General features: G+C 54.6%; 18 protein-coding genes and 2 tRNA genes. 19 read left to right on the top strand and 1 reads right to left on the bottom strand.

Going from position 1 to position 20,024, the window contains the following annotated elements; translation table 11 throughout:
* Positions 1-2: 2 nt before the first annotated feature.
* The 17 genes from icd (at position 3) to GXP58_06305 (ending at position 17,861) form a co-directional block, all read left to right on the top strand.
* The gene (gene icd, locus GXP58_06385) at positions 3-1,244 is read left to right on the top strand and encodes an isocitrate dehydrogenase (NADP(+)) (GenBank protein ID NOY53234.1); all 1,242 of its coding nucleotides are present in this window, start codon (positions 3-5) and stop codon (positions 1,242-1,244) included.
* Positions 1,245-1,246: 2 nt separating this feature from the next.
* Positions 1,247-2,167: a malate dehydrogenase gene (mdh, locus tag GXP58_06380; protein NOY53233.1), complete on the top strand. Its 921-nt coding sequence runs from the start codon at positions 1,247-1,249 to the stop codon at positions 2,165-2,167.
* Complete coding sequence (locus GXP58_06375) at positions 2,164-3,006, top strand: fumarate hydratase (protein NOY53232.1); 843 nt, start codon at positions 2,164-2,166, stop codon at positions 3,004-3,006. Before mdh ends, GXP58_06375 begins: the two co-directional genes overlap by 4 nt.
* Before the next feature lie 13 nt (positions 3,007-3,019).
* A complete protein-coding gene (locus GXP58_06370; GenBank protein ID NOY53231.1) occupies positions 3,020-3,595 on the top strand; it encodes a Fe-S-containing hydro-lyase in 576 nt (191 codons plus the stop codon).
* 34 nt (positions 3,596-3,629) lie between these two features.
* On the top strand, positions 3,630-5,570 hold the full coding sequence (locus GXP58_06365) for an ABC transporter substrate-binding protein (protein NOY53230.1): 1,941 nt from the start codon (positions 3,630-3,632) through the stop codon (positions 5,568-5,570).
* Positions 5,571-5,724: 154 nt separating this feature from the next.
* Positions 5,725-6,567 (top strand): lipoate--protein ligase family protein, encoded by an 843-nt coding sequence (locus GXP58_06360; protein ID NOY53229.1) that lies wholly within the window; start codon positions 5,725-5,727, stop codon positions 6,565-6,567.
* 236 nt (positions 6,568-6,803) lie between these two features.
* The gene (locus GXP58_06355; GenBank protein NOY53228.1) at positions 6,804-9,509 is read left to right on the top strand and encodes a hypothetical protein; all 2,706 of its coding nucleotides are present in this window, start codon (positions 6,804-6,806) and stop codon (positions 9,507-9,509) included.
* A 36-nt stretch (positions 9,510-9,545) separates the two neighbouring features.
* Positions 9,546-10,427 carry an AAA family ATPase gene (locus GXP58_06350; protein NOY53227.1) on the top strand — a complete coding sequence of 294 codons (882 nt, stop codon included), beginning with the start codon at positions 9,546-9,548 and terminating at the stop codon, positions 10,425-10,427.
* 112 nt (positions 10,428-10,539) lie between these two features.
* On the top strand, positions 10,540-11,067 hold the full coding sequence (locus GXP58_06345) for a DUF2284 domain-containing protein (protein ID NOY53226.1): 528 nt from the start codon (positions 10,540-10,542) through the stop codon (positions 11,065-11,067).
* A 10-nt stretch (positions 11,068-11,077) separates the two neighbouring features.
* Positions 11,078-12,085: a methyltransferase domain-containing protein gene (locus tag GXP58_06340; protein ID NOY53225.1), complete on the top strand. Its 1,008-nt coding sequence runs from the start codon at positions 11,078-11,080 to the stop codon at positions 12,083-12,085.
* A 133-nt stretch (positions 12,086-12,218) separates the two neighbouring features.
* Positions 12,219-13,889, top strand: a complete 1,671-nt coding sequence (locus GXP58_06335; GenBank protein NOY53224.1) for an arginine--tRNA ligase — start codon at positions 12,219-12,221, stop codon at positions 13,887-13,889.
* Between the two features lie 14 nt (positions 13,890-13,903).
* Complete coding sequence (locus GXP58_06330; protein ID NOY53223.1) at positions 13,904-14,602, top strand: SPOR domain-containing protein; 699 nt, start codon at positions 13,904-13,906, stop codon at positions 14,600-14,602.
* Between the two features lie 13 nt (positions 14,603-14,615).
* The gene (locus GXP58_06325; protein ID NOY53222.1) at positions 14,616-15,527 is read left to right on the top strand and encodes a TIGR01212 family radical SAM protein; all 912 of its coding nucleotides are present in this window, start codon (positions 14,616-14,618) and stop codon (positions 15,525-15,527) included.
* 9 nt (positions 15,528-15,536) lie between these two features.
* Positions 15,537-16,244 (top strand): PilZ domain-containing protein, encoded by a 708-nt coding sequence (locus GXP58_06320; GenBank protein ID NOY53221.1) that lies wholly within the window; start codon positions 15,537-15,539, stop codon positions 16,242-16,244.
* A gap of 19 nt (positions 16,245-16,263) precedes the next feature.
* On the top strand, positions 16,264-17,115 hold the full coding sequence (gene ubiA / locus GXP58_06315; protein ID NOY53220.1) for a UbiA family prenyltransferase: 852 nt from the start codon (positions 16,264-16,266) through the stop codon (positions 17,113-17,115).
* Between the two features lie 13 nt (positions 17,116-17,128).
* Positions 17,129-17,728 carry a UbiX family flavin prenyltransferase gene (locus tag GXP58_06310; protein NOY53219.1) on the top strand — a complete coding sequence of 200 codons (600 nt, stop codon included), beginning with the start codon at positions 17,129-17,131 and terminating at the stop codon, positions 17,726-17,728.
* A 58-nt stretch (positions 17,729-17,786) separates the two neighbouring features.
* A tRNA-Gly gene (locus GXP58_06305) sits at positions 17,787-17,861 on the top strand.
* 117 nt (positions 17,862-17,978) lie between these two features.
* Here the strand turns inward: GXP58_06305 and GXP58_06300 are convergent.
* A tRNA-Phe gene (locus GXP58_06300) sits at positions 17,979-18,054 on the bottom strand.
* An 89-nt stretch (positions 18,055-18,143) separates the two neighbouring features.
* Between GXP58_06300 and GXP58_06295 the strand changes: the two genes are divergently transcribed.
* Both GXP58_06295 and GXP58_06290 read left to right on the top strand, forming a co-directional pair.
* Positions 18,144-18,632, top strand: coding sequence for an N-acetyltransferase (locus GXP58_06295; GenBank protein NOY53218.1), 489 nt, complete (start codon positions 18,144-18,146; stop codon positions 18,630-18,632).
* Positions 18,633-18,683: 51 nt separating this feature from the next.
* Entirely contained in the window at positions 18,684-20,024 is a 1,341-nt protein-coding gene (locus tag GXP58_06290) for a TldD/PmbA family protein (protein ID NOY53217.1), read from the top strand.

Here is a 20,024-nt window from a genome sequence, read left to right as displayed (position 1 = left end):
TGATGATCAACCTTGAAAAATTCTCTCCGCCTGCGAAAGGAGAACGGATCCGGATGGAACCGGACAGATTGCAGGTACCCGACCGGCCGGTGATTCCCTTTATCGAAGGGGACGGGATCGGTCCGGATATCATGCGGGCCGGCCGCCGGGTTCTCGATGCCGCTGTGGAAAAAGCCTACGGCAATGAGCGGGAACTCTGCTGGTACGAAATCTACGCGGGGGAGAAGGCCCATGAAAAATACGGGGAATGGATCCCGAACGATACGTTCGAGGCCCTGCACTATTATTCGGTGGCTCTGAAAGGGCCGTTGACGACCCCCATCGGAGGGGGCTTTCGAAGTCTCAATGTGACCCTCCGGCAGAAACTCGATCTTTATGCCTGTGTTCGTCCCGTTCGATATTTTGAGGGGGTCCCCGCACCGGTCAAGGAACCCTGGAAGATGAATATGATCATCTTCCGGGAGAATACGGAGGATGTTTATTCCGGGATCGAATGGGCCCGGGATTCCGAAGAAGCGAAAAAGGTCATTTCCTTTCTGAATAATGAGATGGGCTGTACGATCCGTACGGATTCCGGAATCGGGATCAAACCGGTGAGCGAGACCGGGAGCAAGCGTCTCATCCGGAAGGCGATTCAATATGCCCTGGACCGGAAACGTAAAAGCGTAACCCTCGTTCACAAGGGCAACATCATGAAATATACGGAAGGGGCTTTTCGGGACTGGGGGTATGAAGTCGCCCGGGAGGAGTTTCCCGATCAGACCCTGGAGGAGAAGGAACTCCAGGGAGAGATCCCGGAGGGCAGGGTCCTGATCAACGACCGGATCGCCGATGCCATGTTTCAGCAGATCCTGACCCGGACGGATGAGTACAGTGTCCTGGCGACGCTGAACCTGAACGGGGATTACCTGTCCGATGCCTGTGCCGCCCAGATCGGAGGGCTGGGACTTGCACCGGGGGCGAATATCGGTGAGACCGTGGCCCTTTTCGAGGCGACCCATGGAACGGCGCCCAAGTATGCCGGGCAGGACAAGGTGAATCCTGGATCGCTCATTCTCTCCGGGGTCATGATGTTAGAACATCTCGGCTGGGAGGAAGCCGGCAAGGTCGTCGTGGCCGCGCTGGAAGAAACGATCCGACAGAAGAGGGTGACCTATGATCTGGAACGGCAGATGAAGGATGCTGTGAAGCTGTCAACATCACAATTTGCCGAGGCCATTGTGAAGAACATGAAGGGGAATTGACCGTGGAGAAAAAAGTTACCGTCATCGGCGCCGGGAATGTGGGGGCGACGACGGCGCAAAGGATTGCGGAAAAGGAACTGGCGGATGTGATCTTGCTCGATGTTGTTGAAGGCATTCCCCAGGGGAAGGGACTTGATCTTTTCGAGTCCTCTCCGGTGGAGGGGTTCAACACCCATATCATCGGTACGCAGAACTATGATGAAACCCGGAATTCCGACCTGGTGATCATCACGGCGGGGATTACCCGCAAGCCCGGCATGAGCCGAGACGACCTTCTCGCAACGAATGCAGGGATCGTCGGAGAGGTGGTGGAACAGGCCATACTCCGATCGCCCGATGCCATCCTTCTGCTGGTCACCAACCCTCTGGATGTGATGTGTTCCGTTGCAAAGAAAGTGAGCGGATTTCCAAGAGAAAAAGTGATCGGCATGGCCGGGGTCCTCGATTCCGCAAGATTTCGATCGTTCATTGCCATGGAACTCAATGTCTCCGTGGAAAACGTCAGTGCCATGGTCATGGGGGGGCACGGCGACAGCATGGTTCCCCTGCCGAGATATACAACCGTTGCCGGAATTCCCATCGCTCAACTGCTGCCTCAAAAGAAGATCGAAGAACTGATTCTGCGGACCCGGAACGGCGGAGCGGAAATCGTCGGTCTGTTGAAAAACGGCAGTGCCTTCTATGCTCCTTCGGCCGCCGTAACCGAGATGGCGGAGTCCATTTTGAAGGATCAGAAAAAAATCCTTCCCTCATCGGCCTATCTCATGGGAGAATACGGAATCAACGGTGTTTATATCGGGGTGCCTGTGAAGCTGGGTGCCGGAGGCATCGAACGGATCCTGGAGATCGAACTCTCGGACGCGGAGAAATCCCTGTTGCAGGATTCGGCCGAAACCGTTCGTACGACGCTGGCTAAATTATGAAAGAAATCTCTTTTGAAAGGATCGTTGAGACGGTCCGGACAACCTGTATCGACGCCAACTGCATCATTGAAGAGGATGTGGCTTCCGCAATCCGTCATGCCCTGGAAACGGAAGAATCTCCTATCAGCAAGAAAGCCCTTGAAGTGATTCTTCAGAATCACGATGCGGCAAAGAAGAAACGGATGCCGCTCTGCCAGGATACGGGTGTGGCCGTTTTTTTTATCGAAATCGGTCAGGACGTCCGGATTGTGGGGGGCGTACTGGAAGACGCCGTCAACGAAGGGGTTCGGCAGGGATATGCCGACGGGTATCTCCGGAAGTCTATCGTTGCGAACCCATTGACTCGACGTAACACAGGAGACAATACCCCGGCGGTTATCCATTATGACCTGGTGCCGGGGGATCGGCTGAAAATCCTTTTCTGCCCCAAGGGAGGCGGTAGCGAGAATATGAGTTCTTTGTCCATGTTGAAACCTGCCGACGGGATAGAGGGCGTTCGTCGAGTGGTTGTCTCCGCAGTCAAGAAGGCGGGTTCCAATCCCTGTCCACCGGTTATCGTGGGCGTCGGGATCGGAGGAACCTTTGAGAAATGCGCTCTCCTGGCCAAGAAGGCTCTGACCCGTCCCCTTGGAAGTCCGAGCCCGAAGATGGAATTGGCACGGCTGGAAGAATCGCTCTTAGGAGAGATCAACAAACTCGGTATCGGTTCCATGGGACTGGGCGGGCGCGTCACCGCCCTCGCCGTCCATATTGAAACCTTTCCCTGCCATATCGCCTCTCTGCCTGTTGCGGTCAATCTCAATTGCCATGCTTCCCGTCACAAAGAAATCCTGTTCTGAGGAGGCTATTGCCATGTCCGGACCGATTCGCTTGAGTACGCCGCTCAAGGATGAAGAAATTGCCAAGCTGAACATCGGGGACCTGGTTCTTCTGAATGGCGTCGCCTATACCGCCCGGGATGCCGCCCATCAATGTATACTCAAAACTCTCCGGGAGGGGGGTGAACTCCCCTTTGACCCGGCCGGCCAGGTGATCTACTATGTCGGACCTGCACCGGAACCCCCCGGCCGGGTCATCGGTTCCGCCGGTCCCACAACCGCCGGCCGTATGGATCCTTACACACCGGAGCTCCTCCGACTCGGATTGAAGGGAATGGTCGGAAAAGGTCAACGTTCCCGGGAAGTGATACAAAGTATGGTCGAGTTCCGGGCTGTCTATTTCACGGCCGTCGGAGGTGCGGCCGCTCTTCTTTCGGAAAAGATCAAAGAGAGTCGTGTGATTGCCTACCCGGAATTGGGTCCGGAAGCAATCCGGCAGATTGTCTTTGAAGATTTTCCTGCGATTGTCGCCAATGATATTTACGGCGGGGATCTTTTCAAAACGGGCTGGAAGCGCTACCGCAGACAGAAGAAACACAAAACGGTGTGACGATTAAGGTCATGACCGGTCATCGGGAGAAGAAGTGACGACGACCCTCGAGCTTTCCGGAAAAGAGAAGTTCACGCGGACAGGGGTAGGGACCCTTTTCTTTCTGTTCTTCTGTCTGGCGGCATGTATGCCGGTGCAGACGCATCGTGTCCGGGAAGAGGGACTGGCCCGGGCGGATGCGTCCTTTCAGCAGGGGCACTACCGGAAGGTCGTCCATCTTTATCAATCCTATCTTACCCGGCATCCGGGACAAGCACTTCCAGCCGGTGCGGCATTAAATTTCGGACGTTCCTATTATTTTCTCCACGAACCGGACAAGGCTCGTCGTATTCTTCAGGCCCTGATGGAGTCCACCCCCGGGGCCTCCGAGGCGGGGCAGGCCAAACTCCTGACGGCAAAAATCGCCGTGGAGTCGAATCGGGATGAGGAAGCGTTGGCATTATTACGCTCCCTCCTCCGTACGGCAAAGGACCGGGAACTGTCGGCACGGGGATATCTGCTGCGGGGGGAGATCTTTCTGCATCGGGATGATCCGGAGCTGGCCCTGTCGCAGTTTAAGAAGGCAGTCTTTCTGGTCGGGACAGGTCCGACAGGACGGACGATTTATGACGAGATGGCGGATGCCATGGGCCGATCGCTGACGGATGACCAGCTCCGGCAGATGCGCCGGGAAGCACCCGGAGAATTCCCGGGTGGTGTTGCGTTGTATGTCATGGGAAAGCGGGCTTGGAAAAAAGGGAATTACTTCCGGGCATCAAGGATCTTCAAGAATTTTATCGAACGTTTTCCGGGGCACCCCTTGCGGGATGAAGCGGATCGTTTTGTGGTGCAGGAAGGAAATCTTGAATCGATCCGGAACCTGCGCATTGGCTGCATTGTCCCGCAATCCGGGCCATTGAAAGGGGTCGGCCGTCAGGTGCTGCAGGGGGTTCGGCTTTCCCTGGACAATTTCAATACCCTTTTTGGGGAGGAAAAGGTTTCGCTGGCCGTCCGGGATTCAAAAGGTGATCCCCGGCGGGCGGCTTCCGAGATGACTTCACTCGCAAAGGATCCGAATGTCGTTTCCGTAATCGGGCCGGTGACGAGCCGGTCCGTGGTCGAGGCCTCGACGGTAGCGGACAAGAACGGCCTGCCGATGATTACCCCGACGGCCACGGCGGAAGGGATTGGGGATCTGGGAAAAGAGGTCTTCCGAAACGCCATGACCAATGAAGCACAGGCCCGGACAATCGCCCGCTTTGCCGTGGCACAGCGGGATCTCCATTCTTTCGCAGTTCTTTATCCGGACGACAATTACGGCAGGGAACTTGCGAAGCTGTTTGAAGAGGAAGTGAACAATCTGGGGGGAGAAGTCTTCTGCCGGATTTCCTACCCGAGAGGTGCTGTCGACTTCGGACCGGAGATCCGGAAGATCGTCGATGCCGACATTGCGGGGATCCTCTCCCGGTATTCCGACATGATCGACCTGACGGAATACCCCATGGAAGAGTGGCATAAAAATTATTACCCGAGTTTTGATGCTCTTTATATGCCGGGGTATGCGGATGATGTGGGGTTGATCGCACCGCAGCTTGCCTTTTATAATATCGAGCATGTCCAATTATTAGGAAGTCATAACTGGGATTCACCGGAACTGATCCACCGGGGAGAACGTTTTGTCGAAGGAGCGGTATTTACCGACGGTTTCTTTGCAGGAAGCAACCATACGGATATTGCGGAATTTGTGCAGGCATACCGCCATGCCTATGGAGAGGAACCGACTCTTTTTACCGCCCAGGCCTATGATGCAGCGGAAATGATTCTACAGGCACTGTTTCGGGGCGGGCGTACCCGTGATGACATCCGTCAGGGCCTGGAGTCCTTCCGGAATTACCCCGGCATTTCCGGCCTGACACGAGTCTTACCCAATGGAGAAATGGAGAAAGAACTCTTCCTGATTCAGGTACATAAAGGGTCTCTCGAACAGATCAACTAAACGGCACATAAAAAAGCTCCGTCTACTTCGTTTATCAGGTTTTGAGCTCATTTCGACGTACAAAAAAGTACGCCTCACTCCTCAAAACCTTCGCGCCTTGCATCCGGAGCTTTTTACTGTGCCGTTACACGGCAGATTGTGATCCTCATTCCCCATGGATAGCAGCACAACGAATACTTGGTCCTTCCTTGATACAGGTTCCCATGACGCCTTTTTCAATATGGCCGTCGATGAGGTCCTCCTTTCCCGGATGAAGGAACAGGATGCCCGTCCGGTTCTCCGTTTCTATACATGGTCCAGACCCTCCATTACCATCGGTTATTTCCAGAAGGTGGTTGACGAATTTAATCTCCGGGACTGCGAGTCCCGCGGCTGGAATGTTGTCCGGCGCCTGACGGGCGGCCGGGCCGTTTTCCATCATCAGGAGCTGACCTACAGTATCCTGCTGCCCCGTTCCGCCCCGGGAGCGGGGGGAAGCGTCCTTGAGAGTTATCGCATGCTCAGCAACGGACTTCTGAACGGTCTTCGACTTTTAGGACTCGATGTCGAACTGGTTTCTTTTCACAAAAAGAGACAACGTCGGCAGCGGGCCGGGGGGCGTTCTCCGAACTGTTTCGATTCCCCTTCCTGGTATGAGATTACCGTGGGAGGGAAAAAACTGGTCGGAAGCGCCCAACGGCGCATGTCCTACGGTATCCTGCAGCAGGGGTCCATTCTGATCTCTATGGCGGGGCAAAGAGAATTTAATGAAGTTTTGCAGAGATCGACCGATAAGAAACGTAAGAAGACCGGAGAGGGAATGACCTCCATCACGGACATTTTAAAGGGGTTCCATGAGACTGATCTGCTGAAAGAATCGCTGATCCGGGGTTTTCGGAAGGCCTTGGGAGTCGAGTTTCTGCAGACGAAATTGACCCGGAAGGAATGGAAAGAGACCGGCCGGCTCGGCCGGGAACGCTACCGTTCCCAGGAGTGGAACTGGTACGGGAAATCCTGATTTTTTGGAGAACTTTTTGTCGAACAATCATTCTTGACAGAATTTGGAATACCGTGATATCTTTAAAAGGTAGAAGAAAATGACGTTTTAATTCGTAAGTCTCTAAGATTTCACCGTTATTTGTTTTTTTTTACGGTTTTTCATCTTTCCGTCATTCAGCAGAACCGAGGTCAATCAGCACTGTTTGTGATCGATTTCCGGGAACAAAAACGGTACATTTCCTGAAGAAGGCTGCCATGGGATTTTTTGATTTTGCCAAGCCGAAAGACAACACAAACAAAGACGACAAAAAGAAAAACAAGGTACTTCAAAAGGCACAGAAATTCGCACGGAAGGGGCAGATTGAAAAAGCGATTGCCGAATGGAAGAGCCTGTTGAAGAACAAGGCCGATGATGCGACGATCTACAATACAATTGGAGACCTTTACCTGAAGGGACGGAAACGGGAAGAGGCTGTGGATGCTTATCATCGGGCTTCGGAGATCTTCACCAATACCGGATTTTCTCTCAAGGCGATTGCCGTCAATAAAAAAATCCTCAAACTGGACCCTCAGAACCTCGATGCCTTGGCCTGTATGGCTCAACTAAACCGGGAACGGGGAATGGCCAACAACGCCAAGGAATGTTATCTCTCCATTGCCGGGTATCATCTCAAGACCGGTTCTCATGACCTGGCGCTTGAGGCCTATCAGAACATCGTTGATATGGATCCCGCAAACCTCAAGATCAAGATCGGTCTCGCGGAACTCTATCTAAAAGAGCATATGATCGAAGAGGGGGGAAGAATCTACGGGGAAGTGGTTGATGCCCTCCTGAATCAGAACCGGCTTGATGAGGCGGAAGATCTCTGCAATAAAGGACAAGAAAACCACCTTGCTCCGGGGGATATCACACGTTACATGGCCGAGATTCATCTGGCCCGGGGCAATATTGACTTGGCCCACGAATGTTGCTGCAGACTGGAGGCGGATGCCTCGGAAGATCACCGTACCGCCCTGCTCAAAGCTGAAATCATGGTCCGCAAGGGCGAGATTGAAGAGGGGATGGCTCAGGTTCGTTCCATTGAACCTTCTGCATTGACGGAACATGACCGGATCAAGATCTACCGCCTTCTTCTGGATGCAAATGAGCTTGAACAGGCGATCCAGGTTCTGAACGATCTCTTTGATGCGTATGCCGCCTCAAAACGTTTTGATGAACTGCTCGACCTCTATCTGCCGATACTGGACCGTGATCCGGATAATCTCCGGGTTCGGCAGCAGATTATCGACCTGCTGAGCAAACTAGACCGAAAACATGAAGTTACGCATCACTATAAAGAGATGAGCCGGATCTATGCCGATTCCGGTGATGTTGAAAAAGCGCAGAACATCCTGGAAAAGGTGTTGGAGTTGACGCCGGGAGATATGGAAGTTCAGACCCGCCTGCGTGAACTGCGCGGCGAAGTGCCCGATCCCGGCCCCATGGATTATGGGGAAGTCAACCTGAGCCGTGAGGATGAGCCGGTGTCGGAGGAAGACGCAGGGCCGATTCTTGTTTGTGATGCGGAGGAGACGGGATCGATTGAAACAACGGACGCCGGGTCCGATGAAGAAGTCGTGGACCTCATTCCGAACCCGGCCGGAGTGGAGCAGAAGACCTTCCTCGCCGACAATCTTACGGAAGCTGATGTCTATCTGAAATATGGTCATCTCGAAAAGGCGATTACCCATCTGCAGAAAAACATAGAGAAGGCGCCCGATCATATCGAGACCCGCGAACGGTTGCTCCAGATCTATGTGGAACGGGGAGATATCCCGGAGCAGGTCAACACCTTGCTGACACTTTCCAGACTCTATCAAGCGGCCGGTGATCTGGAAAAATATGATAAGGTCTTGAACGAAGTGCTGACCCTTGATCCGGAAAACGCTGAGGCCCAGCAGAAGTTACAGCAAGGTCCAACGGCACTCGGTTCCTCCGTACCTGAAGAGGTGCCGGAGCCGATGGAAGACCTTACCTTTGAACTGGAAACGGAAGAAACAGCAGACGCCGTCCCTGTCGGCGGCACACAAACAGGATCCGTTGAGGTGACGGAAGATTCCATTGACGAACTGATCGAAGAGGCCGATTTCTATCATCAGCATGGCATGGTGGAGGAAGCCCGATCCGTCTATGAAAACATTCTGGCCTCCCATCCTGCCCGTGCCGATGTGGCTGAAAAGCTCTCCTCGATTACCGGCGGGGAGGTCGCAGCAGTACCTGTTGTGGAGGGTACGGAAAAGGCTGCACCGGAAATTACGGAGATTCCCCCGGCTCAGGAAACGGATTTTGTCGACTTTGCCGAAGAGTTGCGGCGGGAATTTGACACGGAGGAGCGGGATCAAGAGAGCGGGAGTTCAGGGGAAGATGACTTTGCGGCCGAACTCCGCCGTGAAGTGGAACAGTCTATCGTTTCCGACGCCCATCTCTTTGGTGAAAATGATGTCATGAACGTCTTCAATGAGTTTCGGGAAGGGGTCCAGCAAGAACTCGGTGACGAAGATTACGAAACACACTATAACCTTGGAATTGCTTATCTGGAGATGGGATTGATCGATGAGGCGGCGGAAGAATTCGTGATTGCTTCCGGAGATCCCAAGCGCGTCATGGATTGTATCACCATGGTCGGTCTCTGTTATATCCAGAAGGGGCAATACCCCGAAGCGTTGACGGAACTGGAGAAGGGGCTTGCCCTTGAGGGAAGAACCGATGACGAATATATCGGGGTTCGGTATGAGATTGCCAAAGTCTGTGAATTAAACGGTGACCTTGAGCGGGCCGGGCAGGAACTCCTCCGGATTCATGAGGTCAACCCCCGCTACCGGGATGTCGCACAAAAACTGAAGGGCCTCGGTGTCCAAAGCCTGAATGTCCCCTCCGTGGGGGGGGCGCCCACAAAGGACAAAAAGGTTTCTTACATCTAACTTCCCGAAGAATAAGGATTTCCACGGAATGCCGCTATGAGTTACCTTTCTTTTTATGGCTTGCAGAGCCAACCCTTTTCCAATTCCCCGGACAATCGATTCTATTTCGGCAGTGAACAGCATGCCGAAGCCCTGCTTCGTCTTGAGTATGCCGTCGACTCCATGAAGGGGCTTGCCGTCCTCATCGGGGACATCGGTACGGGCAAGACGACCTTGGCCCGGCGGATGCTGGATGAGCTTTCCGAAGAAACCTACGAATCGGCGTTGTTGATTATTATCCATTCAAGCGTCACGGCGGAATGGCTTCTCAAAAAAATCTCGGTACAGTTAGGTGTGCAGAACATTGCCGACAGCAAAGTCGAGATTCTGGGACAACTCTATCATCGGCTCGTGGAGATCCACGAAGAGGGGCGAAAGCCCGTCGTATTGATCGATGAGGCCCAGATGCTGAACAGTCGGGAGTTAATGGAAGAGTTCCGGGGGTTACTGAACATCGAGGATAACCAGGGCAAGCTGCTCTCTTTTGTATTCTTCGGCATGCCCGGTTTAAATGATTGTCTGGCCCTGGATCCCCCTCTGGAGCAACGAGTGGCCTTCAAGTACAAGCTGAAATCCCTCGATCCCGATGCCACGGAGGCTTATATACAACATCGTCTGAAGATTGTCGGGTGTGAACGGGACCTCTTTACACCGGAGGCTTACCATGCCATTCATGAATATTCCCGGGGGATTCCTCGCCTGATTAATACGCTCTGTGACAATGCCCTCTTTGAAGGTTTCCTGATCAAGAAAGAAACGGTCGACCGGGACCTGATCGTAGAGATTGCCAAAGATCTCGATCTGGAAAAACGGCCGAGCATTCTCCTCGATGATACGGAAAACGAAGTGGACGATCTCATCAAACGAATCGGTAAATAGCCGGACCGCTTTTTTTCAGCTTGTTACTTTTCCCCTCACTGTGGTATAAATCCGCCATTGTATTTTGAAACTTTTCATCTGTAGGTCAGTCATGAAATCTCCTGCCGGGGATATGCAGGACCGTTCAGAAAAGAGACCGGCATCCGTGGCCGACCTCATCGAAAAGGCGGGGGAAAACGGCGCCAATGCCGCTATTCTGATCCCGGCCGCATCGGTGGTAACGGCCTCCTGGGTTGTCTGGAAGTGCCGCTATGGCTGTGAAGATTTCGGTCGTACCCATACTTGTCCTCCCCATTCACCCACCAGGAAAGAAACGGCCGACCTCCTGCAGGAATATGAGACGGCCCTCCTGATTCAGGCGGATCGGAGTTTCCGGGTCCGTTATCTGGCCTATTTCCTGGAACGGGAGGCCTTCCTGTCCGGTTATTACAAGGCCTTCGGAATGGGGGCAGGTCCCTGTCGTCTTTGTGACTCCTGTGATGTGCGGGCCCCCTGTCGGCGTCCGGAAGAAGCCCGCCCATCCATGGAGGCCTGCGGGATCGATGTCTATGCCACCGTTCGGAGGCATGGGCTGGCGGTGACCCCGCTGAAAGACGAAAACGAAGCGCAGCATTCCTTCGGTCTGGTGCTGCTGCAATGAGAAGAGATGAATGATGGATGATTTTTCTTCGGCGCAGAAGATCAAAGAGATCAGTTCCGCCTATTGGCAGTCGCAGGCGCTCTTTGTCGCGCTGCGCTTCAATCTTTTTGAGATCCTCGGCAAAAAAGAGAAGGATGCCGCGACGCTGGCCCATGAGGTCGGTGTTGATCCCGATGCGCTGGAACGTCTGCTTGATTCCCTGACGGCCCTGGAATTAATCGAAAAAACGGAGAATGTTTATCTGATTCCTTCGGGGATGCGCCCCTTCCTGACCGGGGAGAAGGGGCGGAACATGTCGGCCTCAATCGCCCACATGGAGCATCTGACGGCGAACTGGTCCCGCCTGGAAGAATCGATCCGGACGGGGAAACCGGTCTCCTATGAGGAGAAGATCCCCGATGCGGATCTCCACCTGCGTACGGAAAAGTTCATGGCTGCCATGGAGGGCTATGCCGCCGTGGTTGCGGACGAGTTGGTGCGTCTTTTTCCATTGCAGGGGGACGAAAGGATTCTCGATTTGGGATGCGGGCCGGGAACCTACTTCAGAAAGTACCTGAAGTCCTATGCCGAAGTGCAGGCCGAAGCGGCCGATATCGATGACGTCATCCCCATCATCGAAGGACATCTGAAAGCGGAAGATCTGGAGGCGCGGGTGGTCCTGCATCCGGGGGACTTTCGGAAGATCACGTTTCCCAATAACCGATTCGATGTGGTACTTCTCTCCAATGTGATGCACATCTATCCCGAAGAAGAGGTCCGTTCCATCTTCCGGCAGGTCCGGAAAACGCTTCGGCCCGGCGGGGTGTTTCTCGTAAATGATTTCTTTACCGACGGGAACGGGACCCGTCCTCTCTGGGGTGCTCTCTTTTCTCTCAACATGCTGGTCAATACCGTGGCCGGGAGAAATTATTCTCTGCAGGAGGGAAGGGCGCTTCTGGATGAATCGGGATTTGTCCGACTCCGATCCCTGCCCCTGCCCCTCGATTCCACGTTGCTTGTGGGAGAAAAATCTTCCTGAAAAGAACTTCTATCGTGTGATTCCCTTTGGGTTTGACAGGAAGAGGGGGATTGTTATAATAGTGCCGGGTCAAAAACGATCGTTGACCTGAACTTTTCCAATAGGATGTCGATCTATTCCGGAGCCGATTTACGTGAAAACAACTTTAACGGAAATTCTTACGGATACCCTTGAAAGTGCCCGTCGGGACGGAAGCCTGTCATTGGATCACTTGCCTGTCATTCAACTCGATGTGCCCAAAGACCCCCGTTTTGGTGATATTGCAACCAACCTTGCCATGGTTATGGCCGGGCCTCTCAAGCAATCTCCCCGAAAGATTGCTTCGGTCCTGGTGGAGCATATCCCCGAGTCGAACGGCCTGATCGACCGGTGTGAGATCGCCGGTCCGGGCTTCATCAACTTCTTCCTGAAGGACGACTACTGGCTGAGGACCCTGCGGGAGATTCAGACACTGGGGGAGAAGTACGGCCGTTCGGACCGGGGAAAAGGGGCCTTGGTCCTGCTGGAATTCGTCAGCGCCAATCCCACCGGTCCGCTCCATATCGGACATGGGCGGGGGGCGGTGGTGGGGGATGCCCTTGCCCGGATACTTGATGCCTCAGGATACAAGGTCACCCGGGAATTCTACATCAACGACGCGGGCCGTCAGTTGCGGGTCCTCGGTCGTTCCGTCTGGCTCCGTTACCGCCGTCTCTTCGACCCGGCCGTTCTCTTTCCCGGAGAAGACGTCTATCCCGGTGAGTACGTGATTGAAATCGCAAAGGGGATCCGTGAGCGCGAGGGGGATCGGTATCTCTCCCTCCCCGAAGAGGAAGTCATCCCCCGGTTCGCAGATCTTGCTGCGAAAGAGATTCTGGAAGGGATTAACGAGGATCTGCAGAAGATCGGGGTCCGTTTTGACCGTTTTTTCTCGGAACGATCCCTCCACAAGATGGGCAAGGTCCGGGAATGCATGGAGGTGCTGGAGGCGAAGGACCTGCTCTTCCATGAAGAGAACGGAGCCTGCGTGCTTCGGACTTCCGACTTGGGTGACGACAAAGACCGGGTCCTCATCAAGGGGAATGGCGACCACACCTATTTTGCGTCGGATATCGCCTATCACCGGGAGAAAATGGAGCGCGGTTTTGATCGACTGATCAATATCTGGGGCGCCGATCATCACGGGTATGTGGCACGGATCAAGAGCGCCATCGAGGCCCTCGGGTACGATGCGAAGAGTCTGCAAGTCCTGTTGATCCAGATGGTAAATCTCCTGCGGCAGGGGAAACCGGTCCGGATGGGCAAACGGAGCGGAGAGTTCGTGACCCTCTCGGAAGTGGTGGAGGAGGTCGGTGCGGATGTGGCCCGCTACTTCTTTCTCCTCCGCCGTTATGATTCCCATCTCGATTTCGATCTTGACCTGGCGAAGACCGAGAGCAATGAAAACCCCGTCTATTATGTACAGTATGCCCATGCCCGGATCTGCAGTGTCTTCCGCCAGGCGGAAGAAAAGGGGTTTCCCCTTGATCGGGTGGCGAAAGCGCCTCTGGAACGGCTGGAGCTTCCCGAAGAGCGGGAACTGATCAAGCTCCTCGGGACCTTTCCCGACGTGGTGGAAGGGGCCGCCGATACCATGGAACCTCACCGGATCCCCTTCTACCTGCAGGATCTGGCCACCCGGCTTCATGCCTACTATTTCAAACACCGGGTCCTTTCCGAGGACATGGAAAAAAGTCTTGCCCGGCTCTGTCTGATCGGAGCGGTGCGGACCGTAATTCATAACGCCTTGAATCTGGTCGGCGTTTCAGCGCCGGAGAGAATGTAAAAGCAGAGGCAACCATGACGAAAGAGATGATCGATTTAGATCGGATCCGTGAAGATTATGAATTGCATCTCGGCAACCGGGAGTTTAAAGGGATCGTCGCTGCGGCAATCGTGATCGGTCTTTTGATCTTCACTGCGGGTTTCCTGGTCGGAAGACTGTTCCCCGTACCGGACAGGCCGGAGCATTGGACGGAGGCGGACTCTCTGCCGACAAACCAAACCGCTGTTTCAGAGACAAAGATGTCGGCCGGGGATGTACTCCCTTCCGTTCCGGCAAGGGGCGGTTCCGGCACGATGAACAGTCCGGCAGTGGTGCAAGGAGAGACCCCGACCGGGGGAACGGGAGACGCAGAGGAGAATCTGCAAAACACCCTCGATGATCTTACCGCGGAGCCCTCCTCCGGGTTGCCCGGCACGGCGGCCCCGGTACCTGTACCCCATCCGATCCAGACCATCCCTTCCCTCTATACCATCCAGATCGGAGCCTTTGAAAGAGCCGACGCGGCCGACAAACTCTCTCAACAGCTTCAGCAGGAAGGATATCCGGCCTATACCATGATCAAGACGATTCCCGGAAAAGGGGTCTGGTACCGTGTCCGTGTCGGCCGTTACGTCGGTCATGACGAGGCCGAAGATGTGATGGCCCGCCTGACCGAGCGGAAACATCTCTCCGGGTTTATTACACTCTACACAAAACCGGCGGAAAAGAAATAGGAAACCGATCAAGATGTCGCAGGCAGAGATCCTGGAAAAGAAAGTGCCGATCCGGACGTTGGGAGCGGAACTACGCCGGTATTTCGGCTGCCGGGTCCACAAGATTCCCCTCCATGCCGGTCTGACCTGTCCCAATCGTGATGGAACTCTTGCAACGGGAGGCTGTCTCTTCTGTGATGCAAACGGCTCCGCTGCGACCGGGTCCGATCCGGGGAAATCCATCACGGCGCAGCTTCGTTCGGGTATCGCCTATGGAAAGAAGCGTTTCCGGGCCGATAAGTTCATAGCCTATTTTCAGCCCTTCAGTAATACTTATGCCCCGATTCCCCGCCTTCAAAGACTTTGGGGAGAGGCGATCGGTGTCGAAGAGGTCGTCGGCCTTTCCATCGGCACCCGGCCGGACTGCCTGCCGGATACGGTACTCGATCTGATCGCAGCCTTTCAGGCACGTCTTGAATATCTGGATCTTGAAATCGGCGTCCAGTCAGCCCACGACCGGACCCTGCAAAGAATCGGCCGAGGTCATGATTTCGCCTGTGTCGTAGACGCCGTGCAACGTGCCCATCAACGGGAGATTCCCCTCTGCGCCCATGTGATCCTGGGACTGCCGGGCGAATCGATGAACGATATGATCGAGACCGTTCAGGCATTGCTCGATCTTCAGGTCGAAGGGATCAAACTCCACCATCTTCATGTACTGAAAGGGACGCCGCTGGAACAGGCATATCGTGCCGGGCAAATCCCCCTCCTGGAGCAGGAAGAATATGTTGAGATTGTCTGCCGAATCGTGGAGAGGATCTCCGACCGGATGGTGATCCATCGATTCATGGGGGAAGCCCCTCCTGCACGACTGGTGGCACCGGAATGGACCGGCCGCAAACGGGATGTACAGGCAGCTATTTTCCATAAAATGGGAAGAGGGTAGGAGGCACCGATGTTTTTTAATCTCTTTCGCAGGAAAAAAGTCGTCCGGGGAATGATCTCCGATGCAGCCGCCATTCGGGAACATCTTGACTGGACGCAGGATCATCGTATTCCGCTCCGGATCGCGGGAGAAGAAGGCACGGAACTTTGTACCGCTTTTTTGTGTGCCATCAATCATTCACAGCGGGAGGGTCTTCTGCGGATTCGGGTTATGAACCGTCTCGCAGCAGATCCAGGCCTGACGGAGGGGAGGGAACTGCTCGTCCGTTACAATTCGGCACGGGGGATCCTGTACGAGTTCCAGACACGTCTTCTGAAAAAGGGAGAGACCGGGGAAGGTGAGTACCGTCTCTCCTATCCGTTGATCGTGGAGTCTTGCCAGGACATAAAAATGGCCCGATACAAAAACAGTGCGGATGAACCGATTCAGGTGGATGTCGACAAGGAACGGGGCGTCGTGATTGACATTGGACTGAAAGGCCTCCGTTTTACCTCCAATAAGGTTTTCAAAACCGGGACGCTCCTGCAGAACCTCCAGGTGGAACTCCCCCGGTACGGACGAGTCGAAGGGAAGGCCGTGGTCAAATATACTCAGCCCGCCAGCGATTATCCGCTCTGGCGCTATCTCTGCGGCGTGGAATTCACGGAACTGAAACCGAAAGACCACCGAAGATTGAATCGCTACGTCAACCGAATGGTCCAGGTGACCCGCGTCTGAGAAATGGGAGAAACCGACTATGATACGGACGTTTGTTGATCTCCTTCGGATGATCAAGTTTTCTCATACTGTCTTTGCACTCCCTTTCGCCCTCATGGGAGCGGTACTGGCGGCACGGGGTCTTCCTTCGGGTCATGTTCTGTTCTGGATTCTCATGGCCATGATCGGTGCGCGAACCCTCGCCATGACCTTCAACCGCCTGGTGGACCGAAAGATCGATGCCGCAAATCCCCGTACGGCCGATCGGGAGATGCCGAGAGGGATTGTGACCCTCCCGCAGGCCGTTTGGATGATCGTCGGCTCCCTTCTGCTCTTTGTATTCGCCTGCGCTCGTCTCAATCCTCTCTGCCTGATGCTCTCTCCCTTTGCCCTGCTGGTCATCCTCGGGTACTCTTTTACAAAACGGTTTACCGCGTATTCCCACCTGGTTCTCGGCCTCTCGCTGGCCATTGCTCCGGTGGGCGCATGGATCGCCGTGCGCGGGAACCTGGAACTTCCCGTCCTCCTTATCGGCTTGGCCGTCTTTTTCTGGGTGGCCGGCTTTGACATCCTCTATGCCATCCAGGATATCGATTTCGACCGGAAGGCCGGACTCTATTCCCTCCCCGGCAGGGTCGGGGTCGGGTCTTCCCTGGTCATCGCTCGGATTTTCCATCTCCTGACGGTGGTCCTCCTGACATTGGAGATTCCGATGTTGTCGCTGGGAATTTACTATCTTGCCGGGCTGGCGATTGTCAGCGGCCTCCTCTTCTATGAACATGCCATTATCCGTGAAGATGATCTCTCCCGGCTCGACATGGCCTTCTTCAAGATGAACGGCTATATCAGCGTGACCCTCTTTGCATTTACCCTGCTGGATCTCTGGTTATAAGGACGGACTTTCCATGGAAAAAAGATGGATCTTGGGGATGACCGGCGCCAGCGGAGCGGTCTATGGAACGCGGCTGTTGGAGGAACTGAACCGGGCGGGTTGTCATGTTGATCTGATCCTTTCGGATGCGGCTCAAATCGTGCTTCGGGAAGAGGTGGGGATTCCCCCGACACTGAATACGGAAGATTTAAAGAATCACCTGAAGATAGATCCATCAAGTGTAAGTATTTACAACAATAAAGACTTTGAGGTTGCGGCGGCAAGCGGCTCCTCGCAGCACCGGGGAATGGTGATCGCCCCCTGTTCCATGGCAACCCTTGCGGCCCTGGCCTACGGTCTTGCCGACAACCTGATCCGGCGGAGCGGAGATGTCATGATCAAGCAGAAACGGCCTCTGATTCTTCTGCCCAGGGAGACCCCGCTTTCTTCCATCCATCTGGAAAATATGCTGAAACTCTCCCGCCTCGGTGTGACGATCCTTCCCCCCATGCCGGCCTTTTATCATGGGCCGGAAACGATTTCCGACCTGGTCGATTTCATTGTCGGCCGGGTTCTCGACATGATGGGGATTGAACATTCGCTCTATCGGCGCTGGAAGGAAGAAAGGGGTTGATCCGGATCAAATAACTCTTGACTTCATCCGGAAGATCAATAAAATAACAAGATCGTTTGCGGGAATAACTCAGTGGTAGAGTGTCAGCTTCCCAAGCTGAAGGTCGCGGGTTCGAATCCCGTTTCCCGCTCCAGAAAATGCAAGGGGCAGGTCTTTTCGGGCCGCCCCTTTTTTTATCTGCCCGGCATACCGGGCAGATAAAAAAATAGCCGTTGATTTCCTCAACGGCTATCCCGTATAATTCCGGAAATGGTGGGACCTCGCAGAATCGAACTGCGGACACGAGGATTTTCAGTCCTCTGCTCTACCGACTGAGCTAAGGTCCCAGGATTTGGGTACTATAGAGAATCTCCTCTGTCCCGTCAAGGAAAAACAGCCGTTCATTTTCACGTTTTCTACATTGAGAATCATTGATATGAAAAAAGAGGTTTTGGAGACAAAAGAGTCCTTTCTCTTTCGTAAGGCACAGCCTGGTGATGTCTCCGCACTCCAGAAACTGATCAACCAGTCGGCGCAGGACGGGGAGATGCTCTCCCGATCCCTGAGCGAGCTGTATGACAATATCAGGGATTTTCATGTCTGCATCGCGGGTAAGCAGGTTGTCGGGGTCTGCGCCCTCCATATCGTCTGGGAAGATCTTGCGGAAGTCAAATCCCTGGCCGTACTGCCGAATTTCCGGCAGCAGGGGATCGGCAGCCGCCTGGCCCGAGCCTGTCTCAAGGAGGCGGAGGCGCTGAAAGTCGGACGGGTTTTCACTCTGACGGACAAGGAGGGGTTCTTTATGAAGATCGGATTCAAAAAGGCCGACAAGAATGTCCTCCCTCAAAAGGTGTGGGGAGAGTGCGTAAAATGTTTCAAATTTCCCGACTGCAATGAAGTGGCGATGATTTTTGAGCTGTCATGAAGAGCAGGGAGACAAAAATGAGAAACCGGGAATTCGAAAGAGGTTGAATACATGAACTTTTCCGAGACCGCCGGGGAGATCCTCTCCCGTACACTTCACCGGGGTATCGAGAATGCAGAGGTCTATCTCCTCTCCTCGCGTGCGACAACGATCGAGGTCAAGGACCAGAAGGTCGACGCCTTTATCTCCGCGAATATCCGTGGGGCCGGTCTGCGGGTAATCGAGGAGGGACGTGCGGGGTTTGCCTTTGCGGCCCTCTCCGACGGTTCGGAGATCGATGCCCTGGTTCAACATGCCGTAACCGCAGCGAAATTTACCGAGCCCGATTCCCATAACTGTCTCCCCGGTCCGACGGAGATCCCGGATGTCGACCTTCAGCTCTTCGACTCCGGTATCGCCGCCGTCCCTGAAGAGGAGAAGATTGCCCGGGCCATGACGCTGGAGCAAACGGCCCGGGAACGGGACTCCCGGATCAAGGTCGTTCGCAAGGCGGCCACCCATGATTCGGAGTATCACGTTCACCTTCTCAACTCCCGGGGTGTCGATCTTTCGTTCAGCGGAACTTCCTGCTCCGCCAGTATCATGGTGATGGCCGATGACGGCACCCATCAGGAGATGGGATGGGACTCCGATTTTCATCGGACCTTTTCGGGGCTGGACGTACGGAAGATTGGAAGAAGAGGGGCGGATAATGCCCTGCAGCTTTTAGGCGCGAAGGCGGTCCCGACCTGCAATGTGAAAGTCTTACTGACGCCTCTTACGGCCGTCGGGTTTCTCGAAGTTCTGGCGGCACCTTTTTCCGCGAATGCCGTTCAGAAAGAAAAATCACTGTTCAAAGACCGAGTAGGGGAGAAGGTCGCTGCCTCCACCTTCCAGTTGGTTGACAACGGCCTCCTGCCGGGCGGCGCCGGCACGGCGCCTTTTGATGACGAAGGCGTGCCGATGCAGTGTAAACACCTGATCCGCAACGGTGTTCTGCAAGGATATCTGCATAACTGTTATACCGCCGACCGGGCGGGAGAGTCTTCTACGGGCAACGGCATGCGAAACGGCTACGCCGGAATGCCCCATGTGGGGACCACGAACCTTTACATCGAAGCCGGGGATCTGACCGAAGAGGAACTGCTCCGGAAGATGGATCGTGGGCTCCTTGTGACCGAAGTCATGGGAATGCATACGGCCAATCCGGTTTCAGGTGATTTCTCCGTTGGAGTCTCGGGCCTTTGGGTGGAGAAGGGAAGGGTGACCCATCCGGTACGCGGCGGTGCCATGGCCGGGAATCTGATCGACCTGTTGAAAAAAATTGAAGGGATCGGAAGCGATATTCGTTTCTACGGTTCGATCGGTTCCCCTACTCTCCTCATCGGCAACCTTTCCCTGAGTGGAGCATAA

The organism is Deltaproteobacteria bacterium, from assembly GCA_013151235.1.
Taxonomy (GTDB): domain Bacteria; phylum CG2-30-53-67; class CG2-30-53-67; order CG2-30-53-67; family CG2-30-53-67; genus JAADIO01.
The sequence above is the reverse complement of the archived record's forward strand: the minus strand, read 5'-3'. Positions and strand labels throughout refer to the sequence as shown.